This window comes from Streptomyces sp. x-80, from assembly GCF_046549095.1.
Lineage (GTDB): Bacteria > Actinomycetota > Actinomycetes > Streptomycetales > Streptomycetaceae > Streptomyces > Streptomyces celluloflavus.
The window spans coordinates 65158-77583 of sequence record NZ_JAJPWM010000001.1; the positions used below are offsets into that span (position 1 = coordinate 65158).

General features: G+C 72.8%; 8 protein-coding genes. 2 read left to right on the forward strand and 6 right to left on the reverse strand.

The features are described 5' to 3' along the window. Window positions 1-131: 131 nt before the first annotated feature. Window positions 132-857, reverse strand: a complete 726-nt coding sequence (locus ACLJWH_RS00260) for a Mut7-C RNAse domain-containing protein (protein WP_411139444.1) — start codon at window positions 855-857, stop codon at window positions 132-134. A 278-nt stretch (window positions 858-1135) separates the two neighbouring features. Between ACLJWH_RS00260 and ACLJWH_RS00265 the strand changes: the two genes are divergently transcribed. Further along, window positions 1136-1927 carry a metal-dependent hydrolase gene (locus ACLJWH_RS00265; protein WP_411139445.1) on the forward strand — a complete coding sequence of 264 codons (792 nt, stop codon included), beginning with the start codon at window positions 1136-1138 and terminating at the stop codon, window positions 1925-1927. A 94-nt stretch (window positions 1928-2021) separates the two neighbouring features. Here the strand turns inward: ACLJWH_RS00265 and ACLJWH_RS00270 are convergent, their stop codons facing one another. Together ACLJWH_RS00270 and ACLJWH_RS00275 are read right to left on the reverse strand one after the other, a co-directional pair. Beyond that, window positions 2022-3803: an ABC transporter ATP-binding protein gene (locus tag ACLJWH_RS00270; protein WP_411139446.1), complete on the reverse strand. Its 1782-nt coding sequence runs from the start codon at window positions 3801-3803 to the stop codon at window positions 2022-2024. Beyond that, window positions 3800-5698, reverse strand: a complete 1899-nt coding sequence (locus tag ACLJWH_RS00275) for an ABC transporter transmembrane domain-containing protein (protein ID WP_411139447.1) — start codon at window positions 5696-5698, stop codon at window positions 3800-3802. The genes ACLJWH_RS00270 and ACLJWH_RS00275 overlap by 4 nt, the downstream gene beginning before the upstream one ends. Before the next feature lie 395 nt (window positions 5699-6093). On the opposite strand from ACLJWH_RS00275, the gene ACLJWH_RS00280 reads away from it, so the two are divergent. Beyond that, complete coding sequence (locus ACLJWH_RS00280; RefSeq protein ID WP_411139448.1) at window positions 6094-6858, forward strand: L,D-transpeptidase family protein; 765 nt, start codon at window positions 6094-6096, stop codon at window positions 6856-6858. Window positions 6859-7033: 175 nt separating this feature from the next. Here ACLJWH_RS00280 and ACLJWH_RS00285 read toward each other — a convergent pair whose 3' ends face one another. The 3 genes from ACLJWH_RS00285 to ACLJWH_RS00295 all read right to left on the reverse strand — a co-directional run bounded on the left by ACLJWH_RS00285 (window position 7034) and on the right by ACLJWH_RS00295 (window position 12356). After that, window positions 7034-8485: a Gfo/Idh/MocA family protein gene (locus ACLJWH_RS00285; protein WP_411139449.1), complete on the reverse strand. Its 1452-nt coding sequence runs from the start codon at window positions 8483-8485 to the stop codon at window positions 7034-7036. Window positions 8486-8843: 358 nt separating this feature from the next. Continuing rightward, window positions 8844-11801 (reverse strand): FAD-binding and (Fe-S)-binding domain-containing protein, encoded by a 2958-nt coding sequence (locus tag ACLJWH_RS00290; RefSeq protein WP_411139450.1) that lies wholly within the window; start codon window positions 11799-11801, stop codon window positions 8844-8846. 96 nt (window positions 11802-11897) lie between these two features. Beyond that, the gene (locus tag ACLJWH_RS00295; RefSeq protein ID WP_131123398.1) at window positions 11898-12356 is read right to left on the reverse strand and encodes a MarR family winged helix-turn-helix transcriptional regulator; all 459 of its coding nucleotides are present in this window, start codon (window positions 12354-12356) and stop codon (window positions 11898-11900) included. Window positions 12357-12426 lie beyond the last annotated feature (70 nt).

Sequence of the window (12426 nt, forward strand, 5' to 3'; positions counted from 1 at the left end):
GCGCCGCATCGCTCGTGGAGACAGCTCGTGGACATGACGGGCGACCGCCGGCCGCTCCGCTTCAGGTGGCCGGGCACGCGCTACCGGTGACCGCCGCCCGGCTCCGGGCCGCCCGCCGCGCCCCGCGTGGTTCAGGTGGCGCGCTCCCGCAGCGCGTCGTCGACGATCGCCTGCAAACGGGCGTGGTGCGCGCCGCGCCAGTAGACCCGTCCGCACGACGCGCACTGCGCGAAGACGTCGTAGGTGCGCCGTGTGCCGTGCCGGAGGTGCTCCCGGACCGCGTCCTTGTCGGCCTCCGTCAGCTCCCCGTTGCAGGCGGTGCAGCGGGTCCACGGGGCGAGCGCGGGGGCGAAGCGGCCCAGCACATCCCGGAGTTGGTCCTCGACCCGGTCGCTGTAGACATACGCGCCGGCCCAGATCTCCCGCCGGCGCAGCAGCCCCCGGTCCCGGGAGAGCAGCACCCGCCGCTCCTTCGCCGAGAGCGTGGCCAGCGCCGGGTCACCCGGGTCCTCGTTCGTATAGGCCGCGTCGACGCCGAGCAGCCGCAGCCGCCGCGCCAGGCTGCCGAGGTGCACGTCGAGCAGGAAGCGCAGCGGAGCGCCGGGGACGCGCTGCGGGCGCGCGACGGCGGACACCTCGACGTTCTCGCCCGCGCGCGGGACGTGCGAGACGGGGACCTCCTGCCCGTCCACGAGGAGCCGTCCGACCTCGGTGAGCGGGACGCCGAGCGATTCGACGACGTGGCCGAGCGACGACGACCTGTCGGTCACCAGGGGCGTACGGCCGGCGAGGCGGTCAGCCGAGAGGAAAAGATGCAGTTCAGGGGGGAAGGTGAGGAAGATCTCGGGTCCGTTCACGCCGGACAGCATGCCATCGGGCAGGCGGGCCGGGCCAGAATGACCGCGGTGGCCTGCCGCCGGACCGGAGCGCCGCCGCCCGCCGTGAACCGGGGCCGGGAGAACGGGCGTTGACGCTTTCCCGGCCGGCCGTACCGCCCGCTCCGGGAGGCCGGCCGGACACCCCCGCGGCCCACAGTGATCATCTGAGGTTACGCTGAGTCGCCGACCACACGACAGCCGCCGGAAGCGGCGGCAGGCGGCGCGAGAACTGAGAGAACAAGGGGTGGGGAACAACCATGATGGGACCGGCGCACTCGCTGTCCGGGGCCGCGGCCTGGCTGGGGGTGGGAGCGGCGGCCTACGCCGCCGGACATCCGATGCCCTGGCCGGTGCTCGTCTGCGGAGCCCTGATCTGCGCCGGAGCGGCGCTCGCCCCCGACCTCGACCACAAGTCCGCCACCATATCGCGCGCCTTCGGACCGCTTTCGGGGATGCTGTGCGGGGTGGTCGACACCCTCTCGCACGCGGTCTACAAGGCCACCAAGACGCGCGGTGACGCGCACCGTTCGGGCGGGCACCGCACGCTCACCCACACCTGGCTGTGGGCGGTACTGGTCGGCGGCGGGATGTCGCTGCTGGCGACGGAGGGCGGCCGCTGGGCGGTCCTCGGCATCCTCTTCGTCCATATGGTGCTCGCCATCGAGGGGTTGCTGTGGCGGGCGGCGCGGGTCTCCAGCGACGTCCTGGTCTGGCTGCTGGGCGCGGCGACGGCCTGGATCCTGGCCGGCATCCTCGACCAGCCGGGCAACGGCGCGAACTGGCTCTTCGAAGCGCCGGGACAGGAGTACCTCTGGCTGGGCCTGCCGATCGTGCTCGGCGCGCTGGTCCACGACCTCGGCGACGCCCTGACGGTCTCGGGCTGCCCGGTCCTGTGGCCCATCCCGATCCGCGGCAAGCGCTGGTATCCGCTCGGTCCGCCCAAGGGGATGCGCTTCCGGGCCGGCAGCCGGGTGGAGCTGAAGGTCCTGATGCCGGCCTTCCTGCTGCTGGGCTGCCTGGGCGGACTGGGCGCCCTCGGCTACCTCTGACCGGCACGCCGCGCGCCCCGGCCACCGGAGTACCGGCGGCCGGGGCGCGCTCGTCCCGCACCGGCGTGACCGTACGGTCACGCCGGTGGCGCTGTCAGCCGTGCCAGGAGCGCCAGAGCGCCGCGTAGGCCCCGCCGGCGGTGACCAGTTCCTGATGGCTGCCCAGCTCGCTGATCCGGCCCTCCTCGACCACCGCGATCACATCGGCGTCGTGCGCGGTGTGCAGCCGGTGCGCGATCGCCACGACCGTCCGGCCGTCCAGCACCTTGGCGAGCGAACGCTCCAGGTGCCGGGCCGCCCGCGGGTCGAGCAGTGAGGTCGCCTCGTCCAGCACCAGGGTGTGCGGATCGGCGAGCACCAGCCGGGCCAGCGCGATCTGCTGGGCCTGCGCCGGCGTCAGCGCCCGTCCGCCCGAACCGACCTCGGTGTCCAGCTCCTCGTCCAGCGCCCGCGCCCAGCCGTCGGCGTCCACCGCGCCGAGCGCCGCCCACAGTTCGGCGTCGGACGCATCCGTGCGGGCCAGCAGGAGATTGTCCCGGAGCGAGCCGACGAAGACGTGGTGCTCCTGGTTGACCAGCGCCACATGCTGACGGACCCGCTCGGCGGGCATCTCGGACAGCTCGGCCCCGCCGAGGGTGACCGTGCCCGTCCGTGGCCCGTAGACACCGGCCAGCAGCCGGCCCAGCGTGGACTTGCCGGCGCCGGACGGCCCGACCAGCGCCAGCCTGCTGCCGGGGCGGACATGCAGCGAGACCTCGTGCAGCACGTCGACGTCCGCGCGGTAGCCGAAGCGCACCTCGTCGGCGCGCACCTCCCTGCCCTCGGGGGACAGCTTGTCGTCCGCGGCCTGCGGTTCGATCTCCCGGACGCCGACGAGCCGGGCGATGGACACCTGGGCCACCTGCAACTCGTCGTACCAGCGCAGGATCATGCCGATCGGCTCGGACATCATCTGCGCGAGCAGCGCCCCCGTCGTCAGCTGGCCCGGTGTGATCCAGCCGTTCAGCACGAACGCGCCGCCGAGCAGCAGCACCGACCCGAGCAGCAGCACATGCGTCACATTGATGACGGGGAAGAGCACCGAGCGCAGATAGAGGGTGTACCGCTCCCACTGCGTCCACTCGCGCACCCGGCGCTCCGACTGCGCGATCCGCCGGGCACCCAGCCGGTGGGCCTCGATGGTGTGCCCCGCGTCCACGGTCTCGGTGAGCGCGGCGGAGACCGCGGCGTACCCGGCGGCCTCCGAGCGGTACGCGCTCGGCGCCCGCTTGAAGTACCAGCGGCAGCCGACGATCAGCACCGGCAGCGCGATCAGTGCCGACAGGGCGAGCGGCGGCGCGGTGACGGTGAGCCCGCCCAGGAGCAGCACCACCCACACCACGCCGATGGCCAGCTGCGGTACGGCCTCGCGCATCGCGTTGGAGAGCCGGTCGATATCGGTGGTGATCCGGGACAGCAGATCGCCGGTACCGGCCCGCTCCAGGACGCTCGGCGGCAGCGCCACGGACCGGACGAGGAAGTCCTCGCGCAGATCCGCCAGCATCCGCTCACCGAGCATCGCCCCGCGCAGCCGTACGAGGCGGGTGAACGCCGTCTGGACGACCAGCGCGAGGGCGAACAGCCCGATGGTGATTTCCAGGTGGATGTCGCGGGCGCCGGCGGACAGGTCCTCGACCAGTCCGCCGAGGAGGTAGGGGCCGACCATCGACGCGATGACCGCGGCGGCGTTCACGCTGACCAGCACGGTGAACGCCCGGCGGTGGCGGCGGACCAGGCCCCCGACGTAGGCGCGCACGGTGGCCGGTGAGCCGACGGGCAGGGTCGTGGCGGTCTGCGGGGCGTCCGGATCGTGCTCCGGCGGCGCCAGGCCGATCATGCGGTCTCCTCGATCTTGTCGTGCCGGGCGTCGCCGGTCGGCGCGGTGGCGGTGGCGGTGGCGGTCGTGGTGGCGGTGGCCGGGGCCGGGTCCGCCGGCGCGCCGGCCTCGGTCTCGCGGGTGACGACGGCGCGGTAGGCGGGGTGGGTGCGCAGCAGTTCGCGGTGGGGTGCCTGGGCGACGACCTTGCCGTCGTGCAGGAACACCACCTGCTCGGCCCGGTCCAGGAGCAGCGGGCTGGAGGTGAGCACCACCGTCGTACGGCCCGTCCTGATCTCGCGCAGCCCGTCGGCGATGCGGGCCTCGGTGTGCGAGTCGACGGCGCTGGTCGGTTCGTCCAGCACCAGGACCTCCGGATCGGTGACCAGTGACCTGGCCAGGGCCAGCCGCTGCCGCTGCCCGCCGGACAGCGACCGGCCGCGTTCGGTGATACGGGTACGCATCGGGTCGCCGGAGTCGTCGGCGGATGCCTGCGCCAGTGCGGTCAGCACATCGCCGCACTGGGCCGCCGACAGCGCCCCGGCCGTGTCCACCCGGCCGGATGCCGGTACGTCGAGGAGTTCGCCGAGTGTGCCCGAGAGCAGTACCGGGTCCTTGTCCTGGACGAGTACGGCGGTGCGGGCCGCATCGCGCGGTACGTCGTCCAGCGGGGTGCCGCCGAGGAGGACGGACGGGGGTGCGGCAGCCGTTCCCGCTCCCTCGGTGCCGCTGCTGCCTTCGCTGCCTTCGTGGTCGTCGGACTCCGCGGGCTGTCCGCCGAGCCGTGCGGCGAGGCGGCCCGCGGCGTCGGGGTCACCGCAGACCACGGCGGTCAGCCGCCCGGCCTCCGCGGTCAGGCCGGTGACCGGGTCGTGCAGATCGCCGTCGAGCGCTCCGTGGTCGGTGAGTCGGCCGCCGGCCGGCCGGCTCAGGGCCAGCAGCCGGGCGGCACGTTTCGCCGACGGCCGGGAGAAGGAGTAGGCCATCGCGATCTCTTCGAAGTGCCGCAGCGGGTAGAGCAGGAAGGCGACCGCGCTGTAGATGGTGACGAGTTCACCGATGGCGATCCGGCCGTCCTGGGCGAGCCGGACGCCGTACCACACCACCGCGATGAGCAGCAGCCCCGGCAGCGCGACCTGTACGGCCGAGATCAGCGACCACATCCGGGCGCTGCGGACGGCGGCCTTGCGCACCTCCTGGGAGGCGCTGCGGTAGCGGCCGAGGAACAGCTCCTCGCCGCCGATACCGCGCAGCACCCGCAGTCCGGCGACGGTGTCGGAGGCCAGTTCGGTGGCCCGCCCGGCCTTCTCCCGCTGCGCGTCGGCGCGGCGGGTGGCGGGCGGCAGCAACGGCAGGACGGCCAGCGCCAGCACGGGCACGCCGACGGCCACCACGACGCCGAGGGCCGGCTGGTAGACGAGCAGGGCCACACAGACGCCGACCGAGGTCAGCGCGGCCGCCCCGAACCGGGAGATCGCCTCGACGAACCAGCCGATCTTCTCCAGGTCACCGGTGCTGACGGCGACGATCTCACCGGCCGCCACCCGCCGGGTCATGGCCGAGCCCAGTTCCGTGGTCTTGCGGGCGAGCAGTTGCTGGATGCGGGCGACGGAGGTGATCCAGTTGGTGACGGCCGAGCGGTGCAGCATGGTGTCGCCGACCGAGACCAGGACGCCCAGCAGCACCATCAGCCCGCCCGCCAGGGCCAGCCGGGAACCGGAGCGGTCCACGACGGCCTGCACGGCGATACCCACCGGAACCGGGAACGAGGCCACGGCCCCGGTGTGCACCAGCCCCCACAGCAGGGCCTTGGCCTGCCCGCCGAGCTGCTTCTTGTAGAGCCACAGGAGAAAACGGCCGCCCGTACGGACGTCGGGGACGCCGGGGTTGGGATGCGGCAGGTCGCGAATGTGCATGATGTCCAAAGGCGTTGTCGTGGCGGACGGAGAGCGAGGGCGGCCGGAGAACGGGCGCGGCGGGTGGCGGGCGGGTGGGAAGGGCAGGGCGGGACGGCGGGTGAGGAAGGGGAGCGCCGAAGGGCGTCCGGGCGTGCGGTGTCGCCCCGTCCCGGACTGACGGGCCCCGACCGGTACGGCTGCCGTCGCGGCCGCGCTGCCACACCCGACCGTTCCTGTCGGCAGCCCTGCCGTCGTCGGCGGAGCATCATGGAAGGTTGGCGCGCACGGCGGCCGATTTCAAACGGTTTTCCGCCGCAGGCACGTATCTCGGAACAATCATGTGCGACACGTACACAACGGGCAGGCGCCGGAACGGCTTCGGTCCGGCGGTGCGACCTTGGGGAGTCAGACGGATGGCGGGTACGGCGGGCGGGGCGATACGGACGGCGGTGGCCGCGGCGGGGCTGGTGCTACTGGCGGGCTGCGGGGGTGGTGCGGGTGGCGGCACGGGCGGCGCGGGCGGTAGCCGGGACGACGGTGCAGGGAAGGGGAGAAGCCCTGGCGATCCGGCCCACAGCGCGTCGGCCACCACCCATCTTAAGAACATCCCGGAGGTGGGGGCGAACCTGCGATCACGGATTCCGGCCGATTCGCGTCAGGTCGTGGCGGTCTACGGCCGGGGCGCCGAGGCGGCCGACGCCACCGTCGTCCTCTATGACAAGGGTGACAAGGGCTGGGACCGCAAGGGGAGTTGGGCCGCGCACAACGGCAAGCGGGGCTGGACGACGGATCATCGCGAGGACGACAGGCGCAGCCCCGTCGGCGTCTTCCCGCTGACCGACGCAGGCGGTGTTCTCGCGGATCCCGGGGCCAAACTGCCGTACACGCATTCGGCGGCGTTCACGCCACCCGCGTACTGGTCCACGAGCACCCGGCACGACTTCGACCATGTCGTCGCGATCAACTACAACCGGGTCAAGGGGACGTCCCCGCTGGACGGGACGCGCCCCGAGGGGCAGTCCAAAGGTGGCGGGATCTGGCTGCACCTGGACCACGGGAGCGGCACCTCCGGCTGCGTGAGCGTCTCCCGGTCCGGGATGGTGGCACTGCTGCGCGCCCTCGATCCGGCGCGGCACCCCGTGGTGGTCATGGGGGACAAGGCGCACCTTTTGCGCTGAATGTGCAATCTATGTGCCGTATGGGGCTGATGGTCCGGCTGATCCCGTTGATCTCGTTGATCTGTCCGGTCCGGCCGCCCGCCCGCCTGCCCTTCCCGTACCGGCCCGGGAGCCGCAGGGGTACGGGCCCCGGGACCCGGCCGATGCGCCGGCCGGGTCCCGGGGCGGTCCGTCCCTACTCGGCGGGCTTCTCCGAATCCACCCCCGTCCGGGCCTTCTTCCACAGCCCCCGGGTGAAGTCGGGGATCTCCTGCGGGGCGCCCTTCGCCTTGATCGACGCGTCGCTCAGCGGAACCGGCGCGGACCAGGTCGCCGCGTCGTAGATGTCGAAGTCCGGTACGAGGCCGAGCCGTATGCACTGCATCAGCCGGAACACCATCATGTAGTCCATACCGCCGTGTCCGCCCGGCGGGTTGGCGTGCTCCTTCCAGAGCCAGTGGTCCCACTCCGCGTACTTCGCGAAGTCGCCCCATTCGTCATCGTGCTGGTCGGGTTCGAGGTAGATCCGCTCGGGATAGTCCTCGAAGAGGCCCTTGGTGCCGCCGAGACTGTTGATCCGGCTGTAGGGGTGCGGGGTCGAGACATCGTGCTCCAGCCGGATCACCCGGCCCTTGGCGGTCTGGACGAGGCTGATCGTCCGGTCGCTCTCGATGTACGACTCCTTCCAGCTCGGGTCGTTCGCCGGCTTGTGTTCCTTGCGGTACGCGGCGAGACCCAGCGCGGGCGTACCCATGCTGGAGATCCGTACGACGCGGTCGCCGCGGTTGACGTCCATGTAGTTGGCGACCGGGCCGAAGCCGTGGGTGGGATACAGATCACCGCGCAGCCGGGTGTGCCACAGCCGGCGCCACGGTCCCTCGTAGTACGCCGGGTCGAACATCAGGCCCCGCAGATCGTGGATGTACGCACCGGCACCGTGCAGCAGATCGCCGAACAGGCCCGCGTGCGCCATCCGCAGCACCCGCATCTCGTTCCTGCCGTAGCAGCAGTTCTCCAGCTGCATGCAGTGTCTGCGGGTGCGTTCGGAGAGGTCGACCAGTTCCCACAGCTGGTCCAGGCGGAGCGCGAGGGGACACTCCACGCCGAAGTGCTTGCCGTTGCGCAGCGCCGTCCTGGCCATCTCGAAGTGCCGGTCCCAGGGCGTGGCCGCGTAGACGAAGTCGAGGTCGCCGCGCTTGCACAGGTTCTCGTAGTCGTGATCGCCCTTGGTATAGACGGCGGGCGCGGGCTGTCCGGCGTCGGTGACCTTCCTGGCGGCCCGCTCGGTCTTCTCCTTCACCGGGTCGCACAGCGCGACGACGCGTACGCCCGGCACCGCGAGAAAGAGGTCGATCATGCTGCCGCCGCGGTTGCCGAGCCCGATGATGCCGACCCGTACGGTGCTGCGCCGTTCGAACGGCACCCCGATCATGGTTCGGCCGCGGGCCGCCGGCGACGCGGCGGTACCGGCCGTCGCGGCGGCCGGTGTCCCGGCGACGGCCTCCCCGGGGGTGGCCGCCGCGGCGCGGCCGGCCGGGAGGGCGCCGAGCCCGAGTCCGGCGCCCGCCGCACCGGCGGTCCACAGGACCGAGCGCCGGCTGGGACTCGTCTCGTCGTGGTCGTGGTTCTGCGGATGTGCCTCGTTCATCGGTCCTCCTGGGGAACGGATGGTGCGCGGGGCATACGTGAACCTTGGAGAGGACCTTGACGGTTGGGTGGCCTGGGGCACAAGAGGGCCGATTGGACTCGTGGTGCGGACGTCCCGCCCCGGACGCGCCCGATCCCGGTCCCGGAAGAGGCGGCGGATGCGCCCGGCGCCTCGGACGCCCCTGCCGTGCGGTACGGGTGACGGGGCGACAAGGTGACGTGGCGGCGGGGTGAACGACGACGGCGCTGCTGACCGTCACAAGGTCAGCAGCGCCGTCGTCCCGCCCCCGGGCGCCAGGGGCCGGCCCCGTGTCGCCGGTCCGCCCCGGCCCGATGCGGTGCCCCCGGAGCGGGGAGCGTCAGCGTGCCGCGCGGTCCGGGGCCGGGCGCGTCGCCCGTTCCAGCTCCAGGAGGACCGAGTAGTACCCCCGCCCGCCCGTCGCATGGTCCATGCCGACCTCGCACATGCGGTTCGCCGACAGATGCGCGTCGAAGTGCCGGGAGGTGACCTCGGCCGCCTCCTTGGTGGTGGCCGATTCGGTCAGCTCCTTGTGCAGCATGCCGCGGTCGCCCGCGAAGGCGCAGCAGCCCGCGTCATCCGGCACCACGACCTCCCGCGCGCATGCCTCGGCGACCTCGATCAGCTCCGCCTCGTCCCCCAGGTGCTGCATGGAGCAGGTGGGATGGAGCACCGCGGAGCCGGTCGTCCGCAGGATCTCCAGATGCGGCAGCAGCTCCCGCGCGGCCCAGACGACGGAGTCGACGATGGTCAGCTCGGCGTGCAGGGCGCGGTTGTCGGGCGTCAGGTGCGGCACCACCTCGTGGGCGATGCCGAGGGTGCAGGAGGAGGCGTCGACGACCAGCGGCAGCCGGCCGCCCGCCGTCCAGCCCCAGGCCGCCTCGACGATGCGGTTGGCCATCACCGCGTTGCCCCGCTCGTAGCCCTTGGAGTGCCAGATGGTGGCGCAGCAGGTCCCGGTCACGTCCGACGGGATCCACACCGGCTTGCCCGCCCGCTGCGACACCGCGACCACGGCCTCGGGGAGGGAGGGGCCGTGGAAGCCGGCCGGTTCGCCGAAGATGCGGTTCACGCAGGCCGGGTAGTAGACGGCGGCCGCGTCGGTCTTCCGGGTGGCGGGCAGCCGGCGGGCCGCGGCGCCGGGGATCTGCGGCAGCCACTCGGGCACCAGATCGGGGCGGACGGCCCGGCGCGCGGCGCCGGTCACCGACGCCAGCAGCCGGTCGCCGATCCGGTCCGCGGCGGCCACCGCCAGCCGCGCGGACTTCTCGACGGCCGTGAAGTGCCGGGCGGCCTGCGCGGCGGTCCACTCCTCGCGCGGTGAGTGCCGCAGGTGGCGGAAGTCCCGCATCATGGCGCCGGTGTCGATACCCACCGGGCAGGCCAGCTTGCAGGTCGAGTCGCCGGCGCAGGTGTCCACCGCGTCGTAGCCGTAGGACGCCAGCAGCTCACCGGTCACCGGGGAGTTGGGCGACTGGCGCATCATCTCGCGGCGCAGCACGATCCGTTGGCGGGGCGTGGTGGTCAGGTCCTCGCTGGGGCAGGTCGGTTCGCAGAAGCCGCACTCGATGCACGGGTCGGCGATCGCCTCGACCCGGGGGATGGTCTTCAGCCCGCGCAGATGCGCCCGCGGATCGCGGTCGAGGAGGACGCGTGGGGCCAGGATGCCGTGCGGGTCCACGAGTTCCTTGATCCGCCACATCAACTCCGTCGCCCGCGGCCCCCATTCGAGTTCCAGGAACGGCGCGATGTTCCGGCCGGTCGCGTGCTCGGCCTTCAGGGAGCCGTCGAAGCGCTCGACGGTCAGGGTGCAGAACTCGTCCATGAAGGCGGCATAGCGGGCCACATCGTCCGGTCTGGCCGCGTCGAAGGCGAGCAGGAAGTGCAGGTTGCCGTGTGCGGCGTGCCCGGCGACCGCCGCGTCGAAGCCGTGCCGGGCCTGGAGCTCCAGCAGCGCGACGCAGGCGTCGGCCAGCCGCGACGGCGGTACCGCGAAGTCCTCGGTGATCAGGGTCGTGCCGGACGGCCGGAAGCCGCCGACCGCCGTCACGAACGCCTTGCGGGCCTTCCAGTAGCCGCCGATGGTCCTGGCGTCCCGGGTGAAGGCGTTGGTGACGGAGGCGACCGGCGCGACCAGCTCCAGGTCCGCCAGCGCCCGCGCCGCGGCCGCCTCGTACGCCTGCTGTGCGGTCTCGTCCGGCGCCCGGAACTCCACCAGCAGCGCGGTGGTCTCCTTCGGCAGCTGCGCCCAGTCGGCCGGCACCCCGGCCACGCTCACCGACGCACGCAGCGTGTTGCCGTCCATCAGCTCCACGGCCCGCGCGCCCGCCTCGGTGAAACGCGGTACGGCGGCGGCCGCGGCGCGCAGCGAGGGGAAGAAGAGCAGCGCGCTGGAGGTGTGCCGGTCCAGCGGCAGGGTGTCGAATACGGTCTCGGCGACGAAGCCGAGGGTGCCCTCGGAGCCGACCGCCAGCCCGCGCAGGATCTGGGTGGGCGTCGCACCGTCCAGGAAGGCGTCCAGCCGGTAGCCGTTGGTGTTCTTGATCTCGTACTTGGCGCGGATCCTGGCCACCAGCTCCGGGTCCGCCTCGATCTCGGCCTTCAGCGTGAGCAGCCCGGCGCACAGCGCGGGTTCGGCCTGCGCCAGCGCGGTGTCGGCGGCCGGGTCCGCGGTGTCCACGACGGTGCCCGAGGGCAGGACGAGGGTGACCGAGGCGAGCGTCCGGTAGGAGTTGCGGGTGGTGCCGGCCGTCATGCCCGAGGCGTTGTTGGCGACCACGCCGCCCAGGGTGCAGGCGATGGCGCTGGCCGGGTCGGGGCCGAGCAGCCGGCCGTACCGGGCGAGCGTGGCGTTGGCCCGCAGGACCGTCGTGCCCGGCCGGATGCGGGCGCGGGCGCCGTCGTCGAGCACCTCGATACCGGTCCAGTGCCGGCGTACGTCCACGAGGATGTCCTCGCCCTGCGCCTGGCCGTTCAGCGAGGTGCCGGCCGCCCGGAAGACGATGTTGCGGCCCTTGCCGTGGGCGTAGGAGAAGACCGCGGAGATGTCGTCGAGGTCCTCGGCCACCACCACGACCTGCGGGACGAAGCGGTACGGGCTGGCGTCCGAGGCATAGCGGACCAGATCGGAGATCGAGTGGAGCACCTTCTCCGGGCCCAGCAGCGCGATGAGGTCACCGCGCAGCGGTTCGGGGGTGCCGGACGCCTGCCCGTCGGGTACCCGGTCGGGCGAGGGGCCCGTGGGATGCGCCGTCGCGGCGGGCCGCAGGGCGTCGGGATCCGGCTCCAGCAAGGGCATGGCGGCACTCCTCCGGTCGCTCCGGCGCCGGTCGGTCCGGCGCCGTTCACCATGGGCGGTCCACGGCCGGGTCGGTACGCCACCGGCCGTGGGGGCTCAGTGATGCTTCCCCGGCCCGTCGACCAGGGTGGACAGCAGACCGCCGAGCTCCGCGCGCTGCGCGGCGGTCAATGGGGCAAGGATGTCCTCCGCGGCGGCCCTGCGCGCGCTGCGCAGCGCGCGGAGCGTCGACCGGCCGGTGTCGGTCAGCGCGATCCGCACCACCCGGCGGCTGGCCGGGTCGGGCACCCGCCGCACCGCGCCGTTCGCCTCCAGCGCGTCGACCAGTGTCGTCACCGCCCGCGGCACCACTTCGAGCCGCGCGGCGAGGTCGGTCATCCGCGGCGGGGTGTCGCCGCAGTGGTCCACGATCCGCAGCACGCGGGACTGTGCGGGGGTGACGGCGATGTCCAGATGCTTCAGATGGTGACGCTGCGCACGCTGCACCCGGCGGGTCAGCCGCACCAGCTGTTCGGCGAGGTCGGAGGTGCTGGTCGTCGGCTCGGTGGAGGACATGCGGGGAGGATAGCAGGACGAAGTTCATTGTGAGTATAGGTAACAATGAGCTAGGCTCCATGAAACCTGC

Excerpts from the sequence above, each read along its gene's own strand:
- ACLJWH_RS00285 (WP_411139449.1), bottom strand. The coding sequence starts at position 8,485 with ATGAACGAGGCACATCCGCAGAACCACGACCACGACGAGACGAGTCCC.
- ACLJWH_RS00290 (WP_411139450.1), bottom strand. The coding sequence starts at position 11,801 with ATGCCCTTGCTGGAGCCGGATCCCGACGCCCTGCGGCCCGCCGCGACG.
- ACLJWH_RS00265 (WP_411139445.1), top strand. The coding sequence starts at position 1,136 with ATGATGGGACCGGCGCACTCGCTGTCCGGGGCCGCGGCCTGGCTGGGG.
- ACLJWH_RS00270 (WP_411139446.1), bottom strand. The coding sequence starts at position 3,803 with ATGATCGGCCTGGCGCCGCCGGAGCACGATCCGGACGCCCCGCAGACC.
- ACLJWH_RS00275 (WP_411139447.1), bottom strand. The coding sequence starts at position 5,698 with ATGCACATTCGCGACCTGCCGCATCCCAACCCCGGCGTCCCCGACGTC.
- ACLJWH_RS00295 (WP_131123398.1), bottom strand. The coding sequence starts at position 12,356 with ATGTCCTCCACCGAGCCGACGACCAGCACCTCCGACCTCGCCGAACAG.
- ACLJWH_RS00280 (WP_411139448.1), top strand. The coding sequence starts at position 6,094 with ATGGCGGGTACGGCGGGCGGGGCGATACGGACGGCGGTGGCCGCGGCG.